This window comes from Streptomyces sp. NPDC048506 (genome assembly GCF_040651315.1).
Classification (GTDB): domain Bacteria; phylum Actinomycetota; class Actinomycetes; order Streptomycetales; family Streptomycetaceae; genus Streptomyces.
Map to the genome: position 1 here is coordinate 39,075 of NZ_JBEZIX010000030.1, position 21,964 is coordinate 61,038.

25 protein-coding genes and 1 tRNA gene are annotated in these 21,964 nt (G+C 72.0%); 11 read left to right on the forward strand and 15 right to left on the reverse strand.

Annotated features, from left to right (window positions below; all coding sequences use genetic code 11):
* The first annotated feature begins 63 nt into the window (after positions 1-63).
* The 9 genes from galU to AB0C96_RS24125 all read left to right on the forward strand — a co-directional run bounded on the left by galU (position 64) and on the right by AB0C96_RS24125 (position 8,137).
* Positions 64-966: a UTP--glucose-1-phosphate uridylyltransferase GalU gene (galU, locus tag AB0C96_RS24085; protein ID WP_362919780.1), complete on the forward strand. Its 903-nt coding sequence runs from the start codon at positions 64-66 to the stop codon at positions 964-966.
* Between the two features lie 4 nt (positions 967-970).
* Positions 971-2,275, forward strand: coding sequence for a gephyrin-like molybdotransferase Glp (glp, locus tag AB0C96_RS24090; protein WP_362919781.1), 1,305 nt, complete (start codon positions 971-973; stop codon positions 2,273-2,275).
* 85 nt (positions 2,276-2,360) lie between these two features.
* Positions 2,361-2,843 carry a cyclic pyranopterin monophosphate synthase MoaC gene (moaC, locus tag AB0C96_RS24095; protein ID WP_362919782.1) on the forward strand — a complete coding sequence of 161 codons (483 nt, stop codon included), beginning with the start codon at positions 2,361-2,363 and terminating at the stop codon, positions 2,841-2,843.
* Complete coding sequence (locus tag AB0C96_RS24100; protein WP_362919783.1) at positions 2,840-3,343, forward strand: MogA/MoaB family molybdenum cofactor biosynthesis protein; 504 nt, start codon at positions 2,840-2,842, stop codon at positions 3,341-3,343. Before moaC ends, AB0C96_RS24100 begins: the two co-directional genes overlap by 4 nt.
* Positions 3,340-3,972, forward strand: a complete 633-nt coding sequence (locus tag AB0C96_RS24105; protein ID WP_362919864.1) for a GNAT family protein — start codon at positions 3,340-3,342, stop codon at positions 3,970-3,972. The genes AB0C96_RS24100 and AB0C96_RS24105 overlap by 4 nt, the downstream gene beginning before the upstream one ends.
* 151 nt (positions 3,973-4,123) lie before the next feature.
* Positions 4,124-5,161 (forward strand): gephyrin-like molybdotransferase receptor GlpR, encoded by a 1,038-nt coding sequence (glpR, locus tag AB0C96_RS24110; RefSeq protein ID WP_362919784.1) that lies wholly within the window; start codon positions 4,124-4,126, stop codon positions 5,159-5,161.
* Between the two features lie 102 nt (positions 5,162-5,263).
* Positions 5,264-5,339: transfer RNA gene (locus AB0C96_RS24115), tRNA-Ala, on the forward strand.
* Between the two features lie 215 nt (positions 5,340-5,554).
* Positions 5,555-5,932, forward strand: a complete 378-nt coding sequence (locus tag AB0C96_RS24120; RefSeq protein WP_362919785.1) for a hypothetical protein — start codon at positions 5,555-5,557, stop codon at positions 5,930-5,932.
* 87 nt (positions 5,933-6,019) lie between these two features.
* Complete coding sequence (locus AB0C96_RS24125) at positions 6,020-8,137, forward strand: NB-ARC domain-containing protein (protein ID WP_362919786.1); 2,118 nt, start codon at positions 6,020-6,022, stop codon at positions 8,135-8,137.
* Here AB0C96_RS24125 and AB0C96_RS24130 read toward each other — a convergent pair.
* The 9 genes from AB0C96_RS24130 to AB0C96_RS24170 form a co-directional block, all read right to left on the reverse strand.
* Positions 8,060-9,463, reverse strand: a complete 1,404-nt coding sequence (locus AB0C96_RS24130) for a hypothetical protein (protein ID WP_362919787.1) — start codon at positions 9,461-9,463, stop codon at positions 8,060-8,062. The two genes, AB0C96_RS24125 and AB0C96_RS24130, sit on opposite strands and share 78 nt — an antisense overlap.
* A gap of 29 nt (positions 9,464-9,492) precedes the next feature.
* A complete protein-coding gene (locus tag AB0C96_RS24135) occupies positions 9,493-9,981 on the reverse strand; it encodes a hypothetical protein (protein WP_362919788.1) in 489 nt (162 codons plus the stop codon).
* Positions 9,982-10,160: 179 nt separating this feature from the next.
* Positions 10,161-10,718 (reverse strand): M23 family metallopeptidase, encoded by a 558-nt coding sequence (locus AB0C96_RS24140; protein ID WP_362919789.1) that lies wholly within the window; start codon positions 10,716-10,718, stop codon positions 10,161-10,163.
* A 133-nt stretch (positions 10,719-10,851) separates the two neighbouring features.
* A complete protein-coding gene (locus tag AB0C96_RS24145) occupies positions 10,852-12,126 on the reverse strand; it encodes a glycosyltransferase (protein ID WP_362919790.1) in 1,275 nt (424 codons plus the stop codon).
* Positions 12,123-12,923: a MerR family transcriptional regulator gene (locus AB0C96_RS24150; RefSeq protein WP_362919791.1), complete on the reverse strand. Its 801-nt coding sequence runs from the start codon at positions 12,921-12,923 to the stop codon at positions 12,123-12,125. The genes AB0C96_RS24145 and AB0C96_RS24150 overlap by 4 nt, the downstream gene beginning before the upstream one ends.
* 351 nt (positions 12,924-13,274) lie before the next feature.
* Positions 13,275-13,670 carry a GntR family transcriptional regulator gene (locus AB0C96_RS24155; RefSeq protein WP_362919792.1) on the reverse strand — a complete coding sequence of 132 codons (396 nt, stop codon included), beginning with the start codon at positions 13,668-13,670 and terminating at the stop codon, positions 13,275-13,277.
* A 136-nt stretch (positions 13,671-13,806) separates the two neighbouring features.
* Positions 13,807-14,850 (reverse strand): ABC transporter permease, encoded by a 1,044-nt coding sequence (locus AB0C96_RS24160; RefSeq protein WP_362919793.1) that lies wholly within the window; start codon positions 14,848-14,850, stop codon positions 13,807-13,809.
* Complete coding sequence (locus AB0C96_RS24165; RefSeq protein ID WP_362919794.1) at positions 14,847-15,779, reverse strand: ABC transporter ATP-binding protein; 933 nt, start codon at positions 15,777-15,779, stop codon at positions 14,847-14,849. The genes AB0C96_RS24160 and AB0C96_RS24165 overlap by 4 nt, the downstream gene beginning before the upstream one ends.
* A 93-nt stretch (positions 15,780-15,872) precedes the next feature.
* Positions 15,873-16,418: a GNAT family N-acetyltransferase gene (locus AB0C96_RS24170; protein ID WP_362919795.1), complete on the reverse strand. Its 546-nt coding sequence runs from the start codon at positions 16,416-16,418 to the stop codon at positions 15,873-15,875.
* A 436-nt stretch (positions 16,419-16,854) separates the two neighbouring features.
* Between AB0C96_RS24170 and AB0C96_RS24175 the strand changes: the two genes are divergently transcribed.
* The gene (locus tag AB0C96_RS24175; protein WP_362919796.1) at positions 16,855-17,148 is read left to right on the forward strand and encodes a winged helix-turn-helix domain-containing protein; all 294 of its coding nucleotides are present in this window, start codon (positions 16,855-16,857) and stop codon (positions 17,146-17,148) included.
* 97 nt (positions 17,149-17,245) lie between these two features.
* Here the strand turns inward: AB0C96_RS24175 and AB0C96_RS24180 are convergent, their stop codons facing one another.
* The 4 genes from AB0C96_RS24180 to AB0C96_RS24195 form a co-directional block, all read right to left on the reverse strand.
* Positions 17,246-17,422 carry a hypothetical protein gene (locus AB0C96_RS24180; RefSeq protein ID WP_362919797.1) on the reverse strand — a complete coding sequence of 59 codons (177 nt, stop codon included), beginning with the start codon at positions 17,420-17,422 and terminating at the stop codon, positions 17,246-17,248.
* Positions 17,423-18,127: 705 nt separating this feature from the next.
* On the reverse strand, positions 18,128-18,976 hold the full coding sequence (locus AB0C96_RS24185) for a helix-turn-helix transcriptional regulator (RefSeq protein WP_362919798.1): 849 nt from the start codon (positions 18,974-18,976) through the stop codon (positions 18,128-18,130).
* Positions 18,977-19,003: 27 nt separating this feature from the next.
* Entirely contained in the window at positions 19,004-19,540 is a 537-nt protein-coding gene (locus AB0C96_RS24190; protein WP_362919799.1) for a DUF6879 family protein, read from the reverse strand.
* On the reverse strand, positions 19,491-19,754 hold the full coding sequence (locus AB0C96_RS24195) for a hypothetical protein (protein WP_362919800.1): 264 nt from the start codon (positions 19,752-19,754) through the stop codon (positions 19,491-19,493). The genes AB0C96_RS24190 and AB0C96_RS24195 overlap by 50 nt, the downstream gene beginning before the upstream one ends.
* A gap of 594 nt (positions 19,755-20,348) precedes the next feature.
* Here AB0C96_RS24195 and AB0C96_RS24200 point away from each other — a divergent pair.
* Positions 20,349-20,648, forward strand: coding sequence for a hypothetical protein (locus tag AB0C96_RS24200; RefSeq protein ID WP_362919801.1), 300 nt, complete (start codon positions 20,349-20,351; stop codon positions 20,646-20,648).
* Between the two features lie 88 nt (positions 20,649-20,736).
* Here the strand turns inward: AB0C96_RS24200 and AB0C96_RS24205 are convergent, their stop codons facing one another.
* Positions 20,737-20,949, reverse strand: coding sequence for an Rmf/CrpP fold protein (locus tag AB0C96_RS24205; RefSeq protein WP_362919802.1), 213 nt, complete (start codon positions 20,947-20,949; stop codon positions 20,737-20,739).
* 206 nt (positions 20,950-21,155) lie between these two features.
* A complete protein-coding gene (locus AB0C96_RS24210; protein ID WP_362919803.1) occupies positions 21,156-21,581 on the reverse strand; it encodes a hypothetical protein in 426 nt (141 codons plus the stop codon).
* Between the last annotated feature and the right edge of the window lie 383 nt (positions 21,582-21,964).

The window sequence follows — 21,964 nt, forward strand, 5'->3', positions numbered from 1 at the left end:
CTCTCATGCACTCTTGACCGGACCCTCATCATCGTTCCGATAGCGCCGGTTATGGTGTCGCGCATGACCCCATCGCACACACGGATCAGCAAGGCTGTCATTCCGGCAGCCGGCCTCGGCACCCGGTTTCTCCCCGCTACGAAGGCCACACCCAAGGAGATGCTCCCGGTCGTCGACAAGCCCGCCATCCAGTACGTGGTGGAGGAGGCGGCCGCCGCCGGACTCTCCGACGTCCTGATGGTGACCGGCCGCAACAAGCGCCCCCTAGAGGACCACTTCGACCGCAACTACGAGCTCGAAGAGGCCCTGCACCGCAAGGGCGACGAGTCCCGCCTCGCCAAGGTGCAGGAGTCCAGCGACCTGGCCACCATGCACTATGTGCGCCAGGGCGACCCCAAGGGCCTGGGCCACGCGGTGCTGTGCGCCGCGCCCCACGTGGGCGACCAGCCCTTCGCGGTCCTCCTCGGCGACGACCTGATCGACCCCCGCGACCCGCTGCTGGCCCGCATGGTCGAGGTCCAGGAGCAGCACGGCGGCTCCGTCATCGCCCTCATGGAGGTCGACCCGGCGCAGATCCACCTCTACGGCTGCGCGGCCGCCGTCCCCACCGGCGACGACGACGTGGTGACCGTCTCCGACCTGGTCGAGAAGCCCGACCCGGCCGAGGCGCCCAGCAACCTCGCGATCATCGGCCGCTACGTCCTCGACCCGGCCGTCTTCGAGGTGCTGCGCAAGACCGACCCGGGCCGCGGCGGTGAGATCCAGCTCACCGACGCCCTCCAGGCGCTGGCCGCCGACCCCTCCCTGGGCGGCCCGGTGCACGGCGTGATCTTCAAGGGCCGGCGCTATGACACCGGCGACCGTGGCGACTACCTGCGTGCCATTGTCAGACTGGCATGCGAACGTGAGGACCTGGGCCCGGACTTCCGGACCTGGCTGCGCAGTTACGTCACCGAGGAGATGTAGGACGTTGAACGACGCCACCGGCCGGACCGACCACCAGGACCGCGTCTGGTCGGTGGCCGAACACCTCGACGACGTCCTTTCCGCGATCGTCCCGCTGGAGCCGATCGAGCTGCCGGTCCTCGACGCCCAGGGCTGCGTCCTGGTCGAGGACGTCACGGTCGCCGTCGCCCTGCCGCCCTTCGACAACAGCTCCATGGACGGCTACGCGGTCCGCGTCGCCGACGTGGCCGCCGCGACGGAAGGCTCTCCGATCGCGCTCACCGTCGTCGGCGACGTCGCGGCGGGCAGCGGCGAGCTCCCCGAGGTCGGCCCCGGCCAGGCCGCCCGGATCATGACCGGCGCCCCCGTCCCGCCCGGCGCCGAGGCCGTCGTCCCCGTCGAGTGGACCGACGGCGGTACGGGCCGCGGACCGGCCGCCACGATGCGCGCCCACAGCGCCGCGCCCCAGGACTCCGGCGGCGAGGTCCGCATCCACCGCCCGGCCGCCGCCGGCGCCCACATCCGTGGCCGCGGCAGCGACGTCCGCGAGGGCGAGCCGGCCCTCGCGGCCGGCACCGTCCTCGGCCCCTCCCAGATCGGCCTGCTCGCCGCCCTCGGCCGCGGCACGGTCCGGGTGCGCCCCCGCCCCCGGGTCGTGGTGATGTCCACCGGCAGCGAACTGGTCCAGCCCGGCGAGGCGTTGGGCCCCGGCCGGATCTACGACTCCAACAGCTTCCAGCTCACCGCCGCCGCCCGGGCCGCCGGCGCCGTCGCCTACCGGGTCGGTGCGGTCGCCGACGACGCCGAGACCCTCCGCGCCACCCTGGAGGACCAGCTCGCCCGGGCCGACGTCCTGGTCACCAGCGGCGGCGTCAGCGTCGGCGCGTACGACGTCGTCAAGGAGACGCTCGCCGCCGAGGGCCAGGTCGAGTTCCGCAAGCTGGCCATGCAGCCCGGCAAGCCCCAGGGCTTCGGCCGCATCGGCCCCGACCGCACGCCGCTGCTCGCGCTGCCCGGCAACCCCGTCAGCTCCTATGTCTCCTTCGAGCTGTTCGTCCGCCCCGTCATCCGCGCCCTGATGGGCCTGCCGGACGTCCGGCGCCCCGCCACCCCGGCCCGCTGCACGGACGCCATCGCCTCCTCGCCCAAGGGCAAGCGGCAGTTCCTGCGCGGCGCCCACGACCCCGCGGCCGGCACGGTCACCCCGGTCGGTGGCGCCGGCTCCCACCTGATCAAGGCCATGGCCCACGCCAACGCGCTGATCGTCGTCCCCGAGGACACCACCGACGTCCCGGCGGGCGGCACCGTGGACGTCATCCCGCTGGGATAGGCCTCCGGGGACGGCCCGCCGGGTGCCCCTGTGCCGCCGGAGGTACGGTGTCGTCCCACAGGCGGCAGTTTCGACCGGGAGAACGATGAGCAGCGGCCAGCACCACCTCACCCATCTCGACGCGGCGGGCGCGGCGCGGATGGTCGACGTCTCCGCGAAGGACGTCACCGCCCGAACCGCCCGCGCCCGTGGCCGGGTCCTGGTATCGCCGCAGGTCATCGAGTTGCTGCGAGGCGAGGGAGTGCCCAAGGGCGACGCCCTGGCCACCGCCCGGATCGCCGGGATCATGGGCGCCAAGCGCACCCCCGAGCTGATCCCGCTCTGCCACCCGCTCGCCGTCTCCGGCGTCACCGTCGACCTCGCCGTCACCGACGAGGCCGTCGAGATCACCGCCACCGTCAAGACCACCGACCGCACCGGCGTCGAGATGGAGGCGCTGACCGCGGTCTCGGTCGCCGCCCTCACCGTCGTCGACATGGTCAAGGCGGTCGACAAGGCCGCGGTGATCTCCGACGTCCGCGTCGAGGAGAAGACCGGCGGCAAGTCCGGCGACTGGAGCCGGTCATGAGACCCGCCCGGGCCCTGGTCGTCACGGCCTCCAACCGCGCCGCGGCCGGCGTCTACGCGGACAAGGGCGGCCCGCTGCTCGCCGAGGGCCTCACCGCCATGGGCTTCGAGGTCGACGGCCCCCAGGTCGTCCCGGACGGCGACCCGGTGGCGGCCGCCCTGCGCCAGGCCGTCGACTCCGCCCGCTACGCCGTCGTCCTCACCACCGGCGGTACGGGGATCTCGCCCACCGACCGCACCCCGGAGGCCACCCGCCGGGTGCTGGACTACGAGGTCCCCGGCATCCCCGAGGCGATCCGCGCCGCCGGACGCGCCAAGGTCCCCACCGCCGCGCTCTCCCGCGGCGTGGCCGGCGTGGCCGGCGCGACCCTGATCGTCAACCTCCCCGGCTCCTCCGGCGGCGTGCGCGACGGCCTCGCCGTCCTCGCCGACCTGCTGCCGCACGCCGTCGACCAGCTCCGCGGCGGCGACCATCCCAGCCCCTCCGGGAGCCCGAGCTGAACGCGTCCTGGCCGGTGGTCCTGACGGACGGTGATGTCACCCTCCGCCCGATAAAGCTGCGCGACCAACGAGCCTGGCGCGAGGTCAACCGCCGCAACCGCGACTGGCTGCGCCCCTGGGAAGCCACCATCCCGCCGCCCCCGCCCGGCCTCGTCCCGCCGCACCGCCCGACGTACCGCCAGATGGTCCGCCATCTGCGCGCCGAGGCGCACGCCGGCCGGATGCTCCCCTTCGTCGTGGAATACCGCGGCCAACTCGTCGGGCAGCTGACCGTCGCCGGTATCACCTGGGGCTCCATGTGTTCCGGGCATATCGGTTACTGGGTCGACCAGGAAGTCGCCGGACGCGGTGTCATCCCCACGGCCGTGGCGCTCGCCGCGGACCACTGCTTCCGGGCCGTGGGACTGCATCGCATCGAGGTCTGCATTCGCCCCGAGAACACCCCCAGCCGCCGGGTGGTCGAAAAGCTCGGTTTTCGCGAAGAAGGCATCCGCCCGCGGTACCTTCACATCGACGGCGCCTGGCGCGACCACGCGGTTTTCGCCCTCACCGCCGAAGAGGCGCCCGAGGGCCTCCTCAGCCGCTGGCACCGTGTGAAACCCGCCGCTCCCGGCGCACCCCACAAATAAAATGAATGTTCGAATGTAATTCCCGATTGGCCGGATTGGTGGGGATGCGGATCTCTACCATCACAAAAAAGTTCGAGATATCAGCCAGATCGTGCGACACACCGGCCCAATTGGCGGATGGCCCCATGCAAACCCCTCTACCGTGTGAGATGTGAGAAGCAGCGGCCTCATCTACGCAGTCATCGTCGGGGCCTGGGCCGCCTACCTGGTGCCGATGTGGCTCCGTAGGCAGGACGAGCTCAATGAGGCCCGTCCGACCGAGCGCTTCAGCACCGCCATCCGGCTGCTGTCCGGACGCGCGGCGATGCAGCGGCGTTACGACAAGGAGCACGGGGAGTACCCAGGCGACGATGCGGGCGCGGAGCAGGACCCGGACGCCCCGGCCGACGAGGCCGCCGCCGGGCCGTTCGGCGACCCCGCGGCCGTGGACGGGTCGGAGGCCCTCACCCGGGTGCAGCCCGCCCCGCAGCGGCCCTCCCTCTCCGAGCGCGCCAAGCGCGCCAAGGTCCTCGCCCGCCGCCGGCGCACCATCACCATCCTCTTCCTCAGCTTCACCACCGGCGCCATCGTCGCGGCCGTGGGCGGCCTCCCCTTCCTCTGGGCCCCCGCGATCCCCGCCCTCCTGCTGACCGCGTACATCGTGTACCTACGCGCCCAGGAGCGCCGCCGCTTCACCTTCACCATGGACCAGCGCAAGGCGGAGGCGGCAGCACAGCGACTGCGGGAACGCCGCCACCGCCCTCGGCAGGCGGCCGACCAGCCGCCCGCCGACGACCACCCCGTCGACGCCCGTACTGACGCCCCCGTCGACGCCGCCCCGGAGCCGCCCCGCGCGACTCCCGCCCCGCGCCCTTCCCCCACCGCCGGCCGCCGCGCCGTGGTCGAGGAGACCGACCACGCCGAGTGGGTCGACCAACAGCGCGAACGCGAGCGCCCCCGCCCCGCCGCCGGCAGCTGGGAGCCCGTCCCGGTCCCCCTCCCCACCTACGTCACCGCCCCGGTCGCCCCGCGTGCCACCAGTCACGTCGACCTGGAAGCCGACGACGCCTGGAGCTCCGCCCGCTCCAGCGCCGCCCCCGACCACCCCCACCCCCAGCCCGACATCACCACCCCCCGCCGCACCCGCGGCCGCACCCCGCTCTTCGACCAGTACGAGGAAGAGGACCGCCCGCGCGCCGCGAACGAGTGACCCACACCGCACCCGGCGATCGCCTGACGGCCCTCCACTGACCAGCGCCGGAAGCGATTTCCGAGCACCGCGACCGGGATGCTAGAGTTTCACTCGTCGCAAGGGCCTGTGGCGCAGCTGGTAGCGCACCTCGTTCGCAACGAGGGGGTCAGGGGTTCGAGTCCCCTCAGGTCCACCACACGACAAAGCCCCCTCCGGGATGATCCGGTGGGGGCTTTTTCGCGCCGTACGGCAGCGAAGTGCCGATGAGCGCGCACACCGGAGCGAGCAGCGCCGGGCCGCTGGAGGGGGCGGTGCGGGGCGGAGGGTGTGCTGCGGTGGCGCCGTGCTGCGCCCCGGATGCCCCCTGTGGGCGCGCGGTGGACCTGAGTAGGTTCGCGGGCCATGAGGGGAATGGCCAGGAACTGGGGTTGGGTGGTCTTCGCCGTAGTGATCGTGGGGTGGCTGACGTCCGGGCTGGGGGCGGGGGCGCTCGTGGTGCTCTCCGTGCTGAGCGCGGTCTACTTCTTCTTCCGCGCACCGGCGTGGTGCGGCGCCTCGGGGTGGGGCGGGGCGTGCCGGAACAGCAGCAAGGGGGCGCTGATGGGCTGCCACCTGAGTCAGCACAAGTGGCAGAAGGTCAGGATGCTCGCCACTCGGGCGCGTTGGGGGCGGCTGGTCAGGGAGCTGTGCCCGAACGGGACGACCGCGCTGGCGACGGTCGGCGGTGTGCTCGCGGTGCTGTCGGGGATCGCCGCTGCGCTCCGGCCGCTGTGGGACAACGGGGGTTGACGGTGGGCGCGGTGGCGGGATTCCACGTGGCGGTGGTGCCCCGAGTGACAGACTGCGGGGGCGTCATCACGAGGAGGGGACGGCGGCGTGGAGTCGGTCGGCAACAGCATCACGGGCGGGCGGGCCGAGACGGTGGTGCAGGCCCAGCAGGTCTCGTTGACACAGCACTTCCACGGGCACGGGCACGGGGCGGTGCGGGCGCCGCGCAGGCCGTTCATGCTGCCGTGGGCGCCCGAGGTGTTCGTCGACCGCACGGACGAGTGCGGGGCGTTCGACGAGCTGGTCGCCGGGCTGGGTGGGCGGAGGTCGCCGCTGGTCACCGCGGTGGTCGGGCCGGCGGGAGTGGGGAAGACCGGGCTGGTGGTGCACTGGGCGCACGGTCGGCGGGAGGACTTCCCCGGTGGGGTGTTCTACGCGGAGATGAGTCCGCGGGAGAGCCTCAGGCCGGTCGACGCGGCGAGCGTCCTTGAGACCTTCATCGGCGCGCTGGGCACTCCGCGGTCCGAGATGCCCGCGGAACTCGGCGCGCTCGCCGCGCACTTCCGGCTGCTCACCGAGGCCGAGCCCTCTCTGGTGGTGCTGGACGGCGTGGTCACCGCGGGGCAGGTCGGATCGCTGCTGCCCGGGCACCCGGCCAGCATGGTGCTGGTCACCAGCCGGAACCAGCTGGTCAAGCTGCGTGCGGCGGGCGCGTACCAGCCGGAGATCCGGGAGTTGAAGGTGCTGGAGGACGAGGACTGCACCGAGCTGTTCCTCGGGGTGTCCGCGTCGGAACGGCAACAGCCGGTGGACGACGAGGCGTTGCGGGTGGTGATCCCGGCGCTGGCGGGGCTGCCGATCGCCGCGCGGGTGGCCGGTGCGCTGGCCGCGGACCCGCTGTACGGAGGGGTCCGGGGGCTCGCCCGCCAACTCGCCGCCCGATCCTCACTCGTGGAGGTGCTGGAGATGGGCGATGTCTTCGCGCCCTCGTACCAGGCGCTGGACGCCGCTGCGCAGCGGGCCTTCAGGGTGCTCGGGGCGCACCCCACCCGGGAGTTCGCCGACGCCCTGGTGGAGGAGGTGGCCGGTGGTGGTGCGACCGGGCTCCGGGTCCGGCGGACGCTGCTGGAGGGGAACCTGCTGGAGCGTGCGGCGGAGGACCGCTGCCGGATGAACCGGCTGGTGCACGAGTACGCCGCCGAACGGGCGCGGGCGGACGCCGTCGACGGCGCGGTGGACCTGCTCGTCGACTGGTACCTGCGCCGGTCCGCCGCCACCGACCTGCTGGTTTCCGGGCGTTGGCGGCACGGCCCGCTGTTCGCGCGTCCGGAGCTGCTCACCGGAGTCTTCGACGATGAGGAGCAGGCCCTCGACGCGATGGAGGCCGATCGGGAGAACCTCGCCGCCGTTGCGGAGCTGGCCCTCAGGACGAACCGCCCGGAGGCCGTCTGCCGGCTCGCCGAAGCGACGCACGGCTTCTTCTTCCGCCGCAAGCACCACGCGCTCTGGCTGGAGGTGTGCCGGCACGCCGTCGAGGCCGCGGAGGACGTCACCGCGCCGCTGTCGCCGCTGGAGCGGGCGCGTACGTACTACGAGGCGGCGTTCGCGCACGTCGACCGCGGGGCGGCGGAGGACCTGGCGGCGGCCCGCGGGTACTACGAGCGGGCGCTGGAGGCGGCCCGGTCGGTGTCCCACGGGCGGACCGCCTCCTCGGCCCTGGAAGGCCTCGGGCAGATCGCCGCGCGCCAGGGCCGTCCCGCAGAAGCGCTGGAGCTGTTCGGCGCGGCTCTCCGGGAGCTCGACGACATCGACCATCCGCGGGGGCGGGCGCTGCTGGAGTACCACCAGGGCTGGGCCGCGAGCGCCGCCGGGCGTCACGAGGAGGCGGCGCGGCGGCTCCGGTCCGCGCGGCGGCAGTTCGCCGCGCTGTCCCGGCCCGACCGCTACAACGAGGCGCGCAGCCTCACCCGCTACGCCCAGGCCCGCCTGGCCGCCGACCGGCCCGATGAGGCGCTGGCACCGCTGGACGAGGCGCTGGCCCTGTTCGAGGGGCGCGGCGCCCCGAAGGAGCGGGCCGATGTGCTGCTCGTACGGGGCGACGTGCGGGCCGCGCGGGGAGAGGGGGAACGGGCCGCGGCCGACTGGGAGTCAGCCCTGGCCACGTACCGGGAGATCGGCAGCGTCCGGGCCGAGGAGGCGCGCGGTCGGCTGTCCGGTACGGCGTAGCGACAGGCGTGCCGTACGGCCACCGAAGCGGACCGTGACGTCGATGTCCCCGGCGTTCCCGGCGTTCCCGGCGTCCCCGGTATCCCTGGCGTTCCCGGCGTTCCCGGCGTCCGCGTCGTGGCTGAGGCAGGCGTGCAGGACGGAGGCGGCCACGGCGGGCTCGGCCTCTGGGGACGCGTCGGGGCAGTGGGCGGTGAACTCGGTGCCGTCACGCAGGAACAGGCGCACGGTCGCGGTGTCGTGGGCGCTGCGCACGGCGACCAGGTCGCAGCCCGGATGGCTGCCGAACAGCTCCTGGGGCCGGGCCCGGTGGGCCACGAGGATGTCGGCCGCACTCCGCCAGCGGGGATCGGGTTCGCCCTCCTCGGCGACGAGGTGGGGGTGGTCGCCGAGGTGCGTGTCCGGGCCGGCCTGGAGGTCGGCCGGATAGCGGCGGAGGGTCACGGTGGGGTGACCGTGTTGGCCCGTGTCGACCCGGGCGTCGACGAAGAGGGGCTGACCGGGGAGGCGCGGTGGCGGCGCGGGCCGCTCCGGTACGAGCACGGGGTGCGGGACGGCCGGGGCTGGCGGCTCGGTGAGCTTGAGGTACGCGTAGCAGAGCCGGCGCAGGCGGGCGAGCGCCTGCCCGGGCCGGGAGGTCACCAGGGCGGCCGCGTCGGCCAGGGCGGCCGCGTCGGCCAGGGCGGCCGCGTCGGCCGTGCGGTCATCGGTGCGGTGCCGGCGCAGGACGTCCTCGATCTGCGGGCGGAGGGGCGCGGGGGACAGGCGGGGCAGCAGCCGGCCGAGCCGGTCCATGGCCGAATCGGGGGCCACGCAGCTGTCGTCGAAGGACGCGAGGAGACCGGGTATGCCGTGTGCCGCGGCGTAGAGGGTCAGCGAGCCGTGGTCTCCGACGAAGGCGTCGGCCGCGCAGATGGCGGCCTTCCAGGTGTCGCCCGCCGGCGGCGGGAGCAGCAGGCCGGCCCGGAGGAAGGGTTTGAGCCAGGAGTGGAGCTGCCAGCCGCCGTGGCCGTACCAGACGTTCGGATGGACGGCGGCGATGACGCGGTAGCCGTCCTGCGGGAGCTCCGCGAGCGTGCGGCGGATCGTGTCGACGGAACGGCCGAGCAGGGACTGCGCGCCCCAGGTCGTGGTGAGCAGTATCAGCTTCTGCCCGGCGGCCACGCCCAGGGCTTCGCGGTATGCGTCACGGAACGGGGCGGACGCGTGCAGTTGGTCGATGCAGGGGTCGCCGACCACCTGCGCGGCGGGGACGGCCTCCGGGCAGCCGCGGCGCAGCCGTTCGAGCTGTTCGTCGTGGGAGAGGACGATCGCGGAGGGGATCAACTCGCCGTCGTGGACGAGCCACTCCGCCGTCAGGCCGAAGGCTCCCGGCTCCCGGCTCCCGGCTCCCGGCTCCCGGCTCCCGGCTCCCGGCTCCCGGCTCCCGGCTCCCGGCTCCCGGCTCCCGGCTCCCGGCTGAGCTTCTTATTGTAGCCGGCGCCGTGCGGGGCACCGATGAGCGGTGCGGAGAGTTCCTGGAGGTCACCGCCGCGGCTGGTGCTGATCGCCAGGTCGAACGTCGTCCCGCGCGCCTCGTGCCAGGGCATCAGGCGGAATCCACGGGCGGCCGCGAACTCCTCGATTCCCTCGGCGAAGGGGGAGGAGCCGGTCGACGTGAAGAAGACCTGGACGCGGGGGTCTCCGTCGAACACCGACAGCAGGTCGAGCAGGCGCGTCGCGGAGGTGACGTTGTGGATCACGCCCAGCACGGTCCGCCGATAGCCGACCGTCCGCCACCGCGCCGGGAGGCCCGGCAGGTGCGCGGCCGGCGAGGAGCGCGACGGCTCCGCCCCCGTGCTCACCGCTGCCGCCCCTGGGCCCGCCGGCGGCGTGCGCGCTGCATGCCAGCCCCTCCATGATCCGTGCTCCGACGTCACGCACCCTACGCAGTGGGCGTGCGGGCGGGGAAGGGCGCCCCGGACCGGCCGGTCGGCCCGGGGTGGTGGGGGTGTCGCCGGCGGACGCGGGGGCCTTTGGCCGTCTAGTCGTCGGGGGTGCGGAGCGGCAGCTGTACCCCGTGGTCGGCCAGGTAGGACAGGGGGTTGATGTCCGTGCCGTAGGAGCGGGCGGCGCGGACCTCGAAGTGGAGGTGGGGGCCGGTGGAGCGGCCGGTGTCGCCGGTGTAGCCGATGCGGGTGCGGGCGTGGACCTTCTGGCCGGGACGGACGGTGATGCGGGAGAGGTGGCCGAAGAGGGTGTAGTGGCCGTCGCGCATCCGGATGGTGACGGCGTTTCCGTAGGAGCCCGAGCGCCTGGCGAGCACGACGGTGCCGGAGCCCACGGATCTGACCCAGGTTCCGGTGCGGACGGCGAAGTCGATTCCGGTGTGGTGGCCGGCCATCCAGTTGCCGCGGACGCCGTAGGGCGCACTGATGCGGTAGTGGGTCCAGGAGTGCAGCGGGCGGGTCCAGGAGTCGGCGGGGGCGGTCGCGGCCGCCTGAGACGCCGTCAGGGCGATGGCCGGGGCCAGGGCCGCCGCCGATGTGAGGGTGCGCAGCAGCCTTCGGGGGAGCGGGGTGTGTGAGCGGAACGTGGTCATAGTTGCGAGCCCACGCCCTGTGGCGGGTGGCCGCATCTCGGGATGGGGTGGCGGGCCGCCGATCAGGTGGTGGGGCCCGTCGGCCGGGGGAGACGGCCCGGGGCGAGTGGCCCGGGCCGTCCGGTGCGGTGGGTCACCGCGCGAGGCGGTCGACCGCCGTGACGACCGCTCCGGCGCCGTCCTCGGCGGCGAGGCGCCGGGCGGCCGCGGCGGCGTGGTTGCGGCGGTCGGGGGCGCCGGTGGCCAGGCCGAGGGCGTGGGCCAGACGGTCGACGCCGCGGTCCGCGGAGAGGTCCGCGAAGGGGATCGGGGCGGTGGCGACACCCCGGGCGGCCAGCCGGGCGGCCCAGAAGGGCTGGTCGGCGGCGACCGGTACGGGGACGGTCGGGACGCCGGCGCGCAGCCCCGCCGCGGCGGTGCCGGCGCCGCAGTGGTGCACCACGGCCGCCATGTGGGGGAAGAGCAGGGCGTGCGGGACCTCCCCGACGGTGAGGACGTCGTCCGTGGGGCTCGTGGCGAGGCCGGCCCAGCCGGACTGGAGGATGCCGCGGACCTTGGCGCGGCGCAGGGCGCGTACCGCCAGGGCGCCCAGGCGCTCGCCCTCGCCGCCCGCCATGCTGCCGAAGCCGACGTAGACCGGGGGTGGGCCGGCGGTGAGGAAGTCCCGTACGGCGGAGGGCAGTTGGGCGTCGGGGGCGCGCCAGGGCCACCAGTTCCCGACGACGGTCAGGGCGCCCGGCCAGTCCTTGGGGCGGGGCACCAGGACCTCGCTGAAGCCGTGCAGCACCGGCCGGCCGGCCGCCTCGGCGCGGCGGCGGACCGTACCGGGCGTGGCGGGCGGCAGGCCGAGGCGGGTGCGCAGTTCGCGGCCCGCGTCCCGGTACAGGCGGTCGACGACGCGGAGCGAGAGGCGGCCGACGGCGCGGTTGCCCCAGTGGCCGAGGGACCGGGTGCCGCCGACGACGGGGGCGAACTCGCCGGTCGGGGCGCCGGGTACCAGGGGCAGCTCCAGGGCGGGGACGTCCATCGCCTCGGCGAGGTGCCGGCCGAGCGGGGCGGTGGTGGTGGAGAGCAGGAGGAGTTCGGTGCCGGTGCCGGACTGGACGGCGTCGGCCATCCCACCGCCCAGCTCCTTGACGAAGGCGGCGGCCCGGCGCATGAGGTCGCGCCTGCCGGCCGGGGCGGCGTTCCGGGTCGGCGCGGTGGGGCCGGCGGGGCCGGGGCGGTGGGCGCGCGGGTCGGCCGGCAGCCGGCGGAACTCCAGGCCGGCGGCGCGGACGAGGGGGGCGTAGGCGTCGTGGGTGGCGAGCGCGACCTCGTGGCCGGCGTCCCGGAGGCGGGCGCCGACGCCGGTGTACGGGGCGACGTCGCCGTACGAGCCGGCGGCGGTGATCAGGATCTTCGTCATGGCGTGTCACTCTCTCGGTCCGGTCCGTCCGCCTGCCGTACGGCGTTGGCGTGCACGGCCGTGCGCAGGTACGGGGCGAGGCCGGGGCGCTGTTCGGTGGGCGGGACGACCAGGGCGAAGGCGCGCGGGTCGGCGGCGAAGTCGTCGGCGATCCGGCCGTGCATGTCGGTGGGGCACGGGGTGAACCAGCGGCCGATGTGCTGCCGGTGCTCCTCGGCGAGGTCCATGACGCGCTCCCCGTCCGCCGGCTCCTCGGCGTCGTAGGCGGCGAGCAGCCGGCGGCGCCAGTCGGCCGCCTCGGCCATGAGCGTGGCCCAGTCCTCCTTGGAGTGCGCGGCGGCCCGCGCCATCGAGCGCTGGTGGCCCTCGTGGTGCTGCCACTTCAGATGGGCCTGGGTGGCGTAGGTGAGGTCGAAGGTGACCTCGCCGAAGACCTCGAACCGCTCCTCGGGCGTCAGCTCCACCCCGGTCTGCTGGACCTCCATGGCCCGCTCGGCGACCTCCACCAGCCGTTGCAGCTTGGTGATCTGATCGGTGAGCAGGCGGCGCCGGGCGCGGAGGTGGTCGAGTGCGTTGGCCTGGGGGTCCGCCAGGATGGTGGCGATCTCGTCGAGCGGGAAGCCGAGTTCCCGGTAGAAGAGGATCTGCTGCAACCGGGTCAGGTCGGCGTCGCTGTAGAGGCGGTAGCCGGCGGGGCTGCGGTCGCTGGGGCAGAGCAGGCCGGCCTTGTCGTAGTGGTGCAGGGTGCGCACCGTGATCCCCGCGAAGCCGGAGACCTGCCCGACCGAGTAGCCCATCGCCGTGCCCTTCGTCCCGTCGTCGTGCCCGGTGGGCGGCCGGGGCCCGGTTCCGCCGGTTCCCGTGCGCCGCGCGCCACCGGTGTACGGAGCGTGCCTCCGTACGACGATCAGGGTGCGGCCTGACGTTACGTGAGGGTCAAGCGGGCCCCGGGCCGGGCCGGGCGGCGGGGCCGGCGGGCGGGCGGACCGGTGGTGCGGGCGGACCGGTGGTACGGACGGGCCCGGTGGTGCGTGCGGACGGGGTCGGCGGTGTGGACGGGCCCGGCGGCGCGGACCGGGCCGGCGGCCGCGCGCACGGCCCGCGTCCCGGGGCGGGGTCGGGGCCGGGGCCGGGGGTCGGGGCCGGGGTCACCCCTCCCCGTACCGCTCCTCCAGCACCGAGTTCACCAGCGCCCGGACGTCCTCGCGGTCCAGCCCCTCGGCTCGGGCGCGCTCCATCCAGGAGCGGAGTTCCTCGCGGAGCAGGGCGTCCGCGGCGGACTCGGGGCGGGCGAGGGTCCGGCTGACGAACGTGCCGAGGCCGGGGCGCGGTTCGACCAGGCCCTCGCGCTCCAGCTCGCGGTAGGCCTTCAGGGTCGTGTTGGGGTTGACCTTGGTCGTCGCGGCGACCTGCGCGGCGGTCGGCAGCCGGTCGCCCTCCACGAGGATGCCCAACCGCAGCGCCTGCTGGACCTGTTGGACGATCTGGAGGTAGGTGGCGACGCCACTGCGACGGTCGATCCGGAATTCGACGGCGCTCACCACCTCTCTGCTGCTTCCGCCTGTGCCGGCCCGTGCACCGTGGGTCGTGCCGGCGGGGCCGGGCGGCCCGACCGCTCGATGATCGGGCCGCCCGTGCCGGGTGTCAAAGCGCCGCCCGGAGGGCGCCGCGCTCGGCCGTTCAGAGCGGCCGCCTCTGGGCCCGCCACACGACGAACACCAGCACCACGACGGTCAGCGCCAGCAGGATCCCGGCGCCGAGCCACTGCATTCCGGGCAGCTGTCCGTAGTCGAAGTACTGGGTCACCCGGTTGACGATGCCGAGCTTGGCCCGGCAGGCGTCGGGGGCCCGGTCGTTGACGCAGGTGCCGAAGCCGTAGAGCCTGCCGTCGGCGGTGGACACCCAGTCGTCGATCCGTACGGAGCCGCGGGGCAGACGGGGACCGTCGCCGTCGTACGGATAGCTGGTGCTGCGCATGGTGCCCAGCCGGGTGCGCACCTTCTCGGACCAGATCATGCCGACGACCGCGGCGAGGACGGCGGTGGCCGCCATCGCCGGCACCACCCGCTTGATCAGCATGCCGATGGCGATGCCGCAGGAGGTCAGGAAGAGGGTCTTGGCGACCGGCATCGGGCCGGTGGCTTCGAACGCGCCGCCGGTCAACCAGTCGCCGCCCATGGCCAGGTCGTGGGCCGGTGACCACAGCCAGGTGAAGGCGGCCGACAGCAGGGCGGTGCACAGCGCGGCGAGGGCCAGCGGCAGGCCGAGCGTGGCGGCGATCCAGCGGCTGCGACTCACCGATTGCGTGGTGACCAGCTTGATCGTGCCGTGCTCCTGCTCGCCGGCGATCAGCGGTGCGCCGAGGAAGATGCCGATGAGGGCGGGCAGGTAGTTCAGGACGCTGACGTCGCGGCTGAACATCGGGCCGAAGGTGTTCTGGAAATCGTTGCCCAGCTGCTCGTTGCCCGGATCGGTGCCCTTGGCGTGCAGGAAGTCCATCAGGCCGATGCGCTCGTAGGCGAAGAGCGCACAGCCCGCGACGGTGAGCAGCAGACCTGTGCGCAGGAAGGCGCGGTGCCGGTGCCAGACCAGCCAGGGCAGACCGCGCAGGAGGGCGCGGCGGGGGGCGGGGGTCCGGCTGCCGGTGGATGCGGGCCCGCTGCCCGCCGGGTCCGCCGCGGTCGTCGTCACATCGGCCTCATCGGCGGTACCGGTCCCGCTCATGCCGCCGCCTTCGGGGCGGCTCCGTCGTCGATCCGGGCCTCGTCCGCGATCAGGGTGGGAGCCTCGGGCGAGCGCAGATAGGCCAACAGGACCTCTTCCATGCTCGGCGCCAGGGCCTCCCAGGCGTCGGAGAGCGGGCCGCCGGGCCGGATCAGGGCGCTGAACTGCCGCCCGGTGACCCGGGATTCGACCACCGTGTGCTGCCGGTGCAGCTCCTCGGGCACGCCGTCGCCGTCGGCCACGCCGGTCACCAGCGTGTGCGCGGGCACCAGCTCCTCGGTCGGGCCCGCCATCCGCAGCCGCCCCTCGGCGAGCACGACGAGGTAGTCACACATCTCCTCCATCTCGGAGAGCATGTGGGACGACATCAGCACGGTCGTGCCGTGCTCGGCGGCCTCGGCCATCAGCAGCCCGGACAGCTCGTGCCGGGCGAGCGGGTCGAGGTCGGACATCGGCTCGTCGAGCAGCAGCAGCTCGGGCCGCTTGCCGAAGGCGAGGGCGAAGGCGACACGGGTGCGCTGGCCGCCGGAGAGGGTGCCGATCCGGGCGGTCATCGGCACGTTCCCGGACCGTACGATCCGCTCGGCCAGCGCCTGGTCCCAGCGCGGGTTCAGCTCGCGGCCCAGCCGCAGGGTCTCGGCGACCGTGAAGCGCGGGTAGAGCGGCTTGTCCTGGGCGAGGAAGGCGACCCGCTCCAGGACGGCGGGGTCGGTGACCGGTGTGCCGAACAGCCTGAGGGTGCCGGTGGTCGGCTGCACCAGCCGGGTCGCGGTGCCCAGGAAGGTGCTCTTGCCCGCACCGTTCGGGCCGACCAGTGCGCAGACGTGGCCGGCGGGGAGCCGGAAGGAGCAGTCCCGCAGTGCCCAGCCGCGGCGGTATCTCTTCCCCAGTCCTTCGGCCTCGACGGCCCACGGGCTCGGGTCGCTCACCCGGATCCCCCCTTTAGCTAGTTCATTAGTGGAATGAGTATGGAGAGCGGCCCGGAAGCCTGTCAACAACGGTGGAAGGCCGGGCCCGCCCGCTCAGCCGGTCGCGCCCGCCAAGGGCTTCGCCATGCAGCGGCTCTCCTCGTGCATCCGGTACAGACCGAACTTCTCCACCAGCACATAGCCACTGGACGCGTACAGCTCCAGGGCCTCCGGCTGCCTGGTGCCGGTCTCCAGCACCATCCGGGAGCGCCCGGCGGTCCGGGCGTCGGCCTCCAGCGCCGCCAGGATCCGCCGCGCCAGCCCCCGCCCCCGGGCCTCCGGCAGCACGAACATCCGCTTGATCTCGGCGTCCCCGACCGCGTAGCCCTTGGCGGCGTCCTCCTGGACCCGCCAGCCACCGGTGGCCAGCGGCCGTCCGCCCTCGTAGGCGATCAGATACGCACCGTGCGGCGGCGCGAACATCTCCGGATCCAGCGGCGTCATGTCGCCGTCGCCGTAGCGGCGGACGTACTCCTGCTGGACCAGCCCGTCGAGCCTGACCGCGTCGGGGTGGTCGTAACGGACCGGGCGTATCTCGGCCGGGCGTGTCTCGGTGGCACGCACCCCGTCGGGGCGTATCTCGGTGGGACGGTTCTCCATTCCATGAAGCGTACGGGGGCGCGGGCGGCGGGTGTGACGAGACGGGAAAGCGATCAGTTCGCCGGGCTGGGTATGGCGCCCGGATGCTCACCGTGACCTCGGTCAACGTGGGTAAACACTCTTTACGTGATCAGGCACGTAGTGTCCGGGCGGGGCGGGGTGTCGGTGGCGAGTCAGCCGCGCGCGGGCGGGGGAACCTCGGAGGGAAGGGGGCCGGGGCGGAAGTGGGGCGCGCAGTCGGGGCAGGCGTACACCGTCACTCCGGGGCCGCTTACCCGCTCGACGTACGCCACTGCCACGGGAGCGACCGTTTCGCGCTTACAGAGCAGGCAGGAGGCGGTCATGCTGTGACCGCCACGCGTAGCGTGCGGCTGTCGGGGCGGACGTGTACGCCGTGAATGGTGGTCGGGCCCACGTCGTGTTCTTACTTGGGCTTATGCAGGTACCGGACTTCGCCCCGCAGCCGCCACAGGTGCTCTATGTCGCCGTGGCTGACCACGTCGCAGCGCGCATCGCTGCGGGTGACCTCAAGCCCGGCGCGCGACTGCCGTCCGAACGGGACCTAGCCGCCGAATACGGCACTTCCTACGTCACGATGCGCCGGGCGGCAGAAGTGCTGCGCGAGCGCGGCCTGATTGTCACCGTGCACGGTCGGGGCACTTTCGTTGCTGAACCCATGCAGGCGAAGCTACAGAGCAGGCGTGAGAGACATAGGCCCCCAAAGCCATGAGGGCCCGCCAGCGTGAGGCTGGCGGGCCGTGTAACTGCGCACCGTTACGAGTAGCGGCTTGTCCCTACTGCCGGAACGATCATTGCCGGCGTGGGGATTACTTACCGTCCCCGCCCTGCGGCTGAGGATCGCGGGGTGCCTCCGGGGGCATGGGCCCACCGTCGTGCTTGCCGCCTTCCGCCTCCATGTCGGCGGGGTGCCGGAACGGGACTCCGCGCCAGCCTTCCGTGTCGGGCGTGCGCGTCTCGTACGTCTCGACGGCTAAGGCACTCATCTACCAACCTCCTCTTTCGCAAGGGGCCATGCCGCCGTACCGTCGAGGGCATGACCCATAGGCCGCAGAGGGCTTCCTCTGCGGTTGGTCACCCGTCCCGGCGCTCACCTGTCCAGGGTTTCCGCCGCCGGGGCGGGAGTCTTCAGGCTCCGACTATCGCCGGGCAGATGTGGCAGACCCACATGCCGGCCTGTTCTTCAGTCATGGTGTGTCTGTGGGGGCAGAGCATTCACTGACGCCCCTTGGATCGGCAGTCCAGGCACGGAAACGGACACGGTGGGACCTTCGCTCCCTGCGGTAGAACCACCACGTTCGAGCGCTGATCCAGGGTGCCGCCGAGTTGCGCCCACCAGGCCTCGGCGCGGTCGAGGTTCGGCCTATCCAGCTCCTGGGCCCTCATGACGCCTCAGCGTGCCCACGGTCGTGGTTGCGGATTCCCCGCGCAGCAGCGCACGCAGACGCCCACTCGTCCCGCTTCTGTGCCCGGCTCCGCTTGACGTCCAGCGCAGTGCATACCTTGCAGTCCGGTACCGGTTCTCCCGCCAACAGCCAGTCATCCAAAGGCAGTTCAATAGGCGGTTGGCTGTACCGAATCGGGCTAGTCATGACCCCTCCGCCGTTCGCCTCGCGCGTCGTCTCGATGACGACAACGCTAGGAACAGCGGCAGCCCGGGGTCCACGTCGTTGCAGGCTGTTGCAGGCGAACTATCCAAGGGAGTCGATTGCTGCGCTGATCCGTGCTCTTGCATGTGCGCCGTACACCGCCATCTGGCCCATGCGCGCGAATGCCCGTAGATACAAGGCAACTTCGCTTGGGGTTGTCACGGTCACCTTGGCTGCTAGCAACTCGATGTGTACCCGCTGGTCGTCGAACATCGTGAACGTCTCCGTGCCCCACATGGCTCGGCGCGCAGACCTCGGAATGATCCCCAGAGAGACCGCCGGATACGACATGGCAGTAAGCAGGTAGCCAAGTTGACCGGCCATCACGGTGTCATCTGCGACGCGGTGATGGAGGGCATCTTCTTCGACGAGGAAAACAACGCGATGATGACCATCTCGGATGATGTTCGAGCGATCGACACGGGCGGCTGCCGCACGTGCGGAGTCGTCGGGCAGGCAGCGGAAGTCGGCGATCTCGGCGAGCAGGGCTTTCGCGTAGCCCTCGGTCTGGAGCAGGCCGGGCATGACGCGTGAGCAGTAGACCCGGAAAAGCTTGGTGCGTTCGTAGAGCGGAACGCTTGCTTCTTGGAGGCGTCGCAGGCCGGTGCGCTGCATACGGCGCCACTCGACATACATGGAATCAGCGGAGCGCGACGCCGAAATCAGGTCTTGGGCTTGATCCTCCGAATCACAGGCCCGGCACCACGCCGTGATGTCCGTGTCTGAGGGTGTCGTCTTCGTATTCTCAATGCGCGAGGTCTTCGCCTTATGCCATCCACACCGGTCAGCCAGCCCCTGCGTTGTCAGGCCAGCGTCGAGCCGCAGTTCCTTGAGCCGCGCAGATACAGACTCGCGAGCGGCTTGGGCGCTGGAGGACGGAGACGAAGCCATGGGCCGACTGACGTGGTGCGTGGATGATCAGATCCGGTACGCCTCATGTGGGATGCCGTGTTCCCACAAAGTCTCGAAGGACTCGGCCAGGAACTTGATCACGGTTGGCTCTGTGCTGAACTCGTCTTCCACGAGGGCGCCATCGCCGCCGAAGTGGTGAATCCTGGCCAGCCGGCTATCGAACAGCCAGAAGTCGTTCCCAGGCACGGCAAGGTCCGTGGCGCGACGCCGGGGAAGCCAGCGAACCGCCTCGCCTGCTTCCACATTGCCGCGCGTGACGTGGTGCTCCCAGCGGATGTACTCCGATACCGGCTCACTCACGACGCGAAGCCGGCGGATCAGTACTCCACGGGCTACCGCCTCAGTGATGTGGTCATGGAACGGCCGCCACCATGAGGCGCGATCGTCCCAGTTGACTCGCGCGCCTTGGCGCCATGCGTCGAACCGCACGTTGTCGAAGTAGGTGTCACGCGCCTCAAGGTGAACGGCCGAGCGCTCAGTGTCCTTGATGATCTCAGCGAAGCTCGGGGGAGCCTGCTCCCGAGGCTGCGCGTTCTGCGGCATCGCACGCCTTCCTGATCTGCGGCACCATGCGGGCCGGGATGCGAATTACTTCCTCGGTGCCGGGGATGGACCCGAACTTAAGGCACTCGGCCCGGGTGATGTCATCCCCCTTCCAACCCTGAAGGACGAGATCAGCGGTCTTCTCGTCCACCCAGGCCGAGGGGCAGTGATCTTCATCGGTGTCGGGGTCCTTGCCGAAGAACAGTAGTGACATGGCTACCTCTTCCGCTTCGAGCACATCGCGACTTGTTGCTTGAACCTCGCTCTGAGGAGTCTGCCCCGTCAAGAGGTGCTATCAGACAGGTACTTGACCGCCTGGCGTCCGCCGAAGCTGGCGATCCGATCACCTCAGGTCTGCATTCCGAACAGCCTTCGAGTTCGACGGCCGTCTGTCGCGCGCGCTGCTGATCGTCGGCGAGCTGCTGCGTCAGCGAGGCCGGGCCCGGCGGGGTGTCGTCCTGGACCAGGCCGAGCGCGCGGCCGATCTGCTGGGCGAGCTGAGTGCGGGCTTCGTCGGCAACCTTCTGCTCGGCGGTAACGCGCTGCTTTCCGGCCTCGGCGCGCGCGGCGGCGAGGTCGGATTCGAGGCGGGCAATGGTCGCGGCGGTGTCGTCGCCCTGCGCCGGGGCGGGCGGCGTCGGCGCGGTGCCGGTCGGGTCCCGTGGGGGTGGTGCTGTCGGTGGGGTGTGCAGTCGCTTCCCTACAGAGCCTCTTAGCTCGTTTGAGGTATTCAGGCCGAGCATTCGAGTGATGCTCCGTTACCTCGGCAAGGATCGGCGCGACACCACGCCACCCGAGGGAGAATCCCGTGCGCGTTCGATACGCGGCTGGCATCGCAGCCGCAGCAAGCCTGTTCGTCCTGTTCGGAGGCCCTGCCGCGGTGGCCGACCCCGGTTCGCCACTGGTCCAATCCAAGGCCAACACCGGCATCAGCGTCGGAGGTCTGCTCGACATCGGTGCATCAAATACGGTCAATGGGACCAGCGCCGACTCCGGCGTCAAGGTCCAGGGCCCTGCTGGCATCTCGTCCAATGTCACGTACGACACCAACGTCGGTGTGGACATCTTGACTGATCTCGCCGCCACGGTGACGGCCGCGGTCGGCTGAACACAGAGGGCGCCCCGATCCGTGATGACGGGACGCCCTTTTATCCCGTCCAGAAGGGGCAGTGGCGGGCATGATCCGAAAGAGGCGGCTATTCGGCCGTCTCCGGCTGAGCGGACACAGGGCACGTCTCGGCATAGCCGCGAATCCACGCGGTACGCAGCGTCGACGCGCGCGGGTACGGGCACGCGGTCAGCGGGGCGCCCTGCGGCGCGGCGGCCGGTGTGCTGCTCGTCGAGGTGTCGTTCATGGGGTGCACGCCTGGTGCGGTGGGTGCCTGCTCCTGGCAGGCGTGTGCGGACATGCGAAAGGGGCCCGCTCCTGGCGGGCCCCTTGGGGTGGTGCTGTCGGTGGCGTGTGCCAGCCCTGTCCGGCCGATCCTCTCGGGGCCGCGACGACAGCCACGGTGTCCCGCTGAGTTGTCGGAGCCGCCCGAGTACGCCCGGTACGAGGACGATCCTCCGCCCTGCTCCTCAGCTCACTTCCCCCTTGTTGTCCTGTGCTGCCTTATCAGCAGCCCGGGAACGTCGCCGGCGGGGTCTCGAAGGTCCCTTGCCCCTGGACCTTGATCAGGCCAACGGCACTCTTGCAGGGCCAGCTCATCTTCCACGTGTTAGTGGCCCGGTCGCCGTCGCTGATGGTCTCCAGCCCGGCGTACGACGACGAACCGCTCATGCGATACCCGAGCTGCGCCTTGATGTTCGAGCCACCCTTTTTGGTGTAGATGACATCGATGGACTGGGGCCGGCTGTTCATGACGATGCAGAGTTGTCCCTTGCTCAAGCTGGTGCACTTGACATGGTCCGACCCAGACGCCAACTTCTGCGACGCCTGGGTGGGCGTCGCCTCTGCTCCGGCCGCGTGAGCCGGAACAGTGAGAAGCGAGAAACCGACGGCCGCACACGCGGCGGCTGCCAGTGAGGCACGACGAATCATGGAGATCCCCCCGTATTAGTAGTGGTCTGAAGTGGTCTGAAGCGTTCTGACGGTACAAAGGATCAATCACTGGCACGACCCAATTTCGGACAACCTTCCGCCTTGTTCGAGCCGAAGGTGTGAGGGTTGTCGCATGGGTCCGCGAGTCCCCTGACGTGGCCGTGAAGCCGGAAACGATGGCGTCGGGACCCGACAAGGCCGAGCAGATCGCAGCGTTCGGACACGGAATCCGGCCGACGTGCCGCCCCTGACCGGAAGGCCGATCTTGCGACTGCACGACCGTCGCCGACTACAGATCTCTCATCGCCGGCACCATGGAAGAATGGCCGACCCTGCTCGTGAAGGAGAAGAACGATCTTCTCAAGCAACGTGCGCGCCGCGTT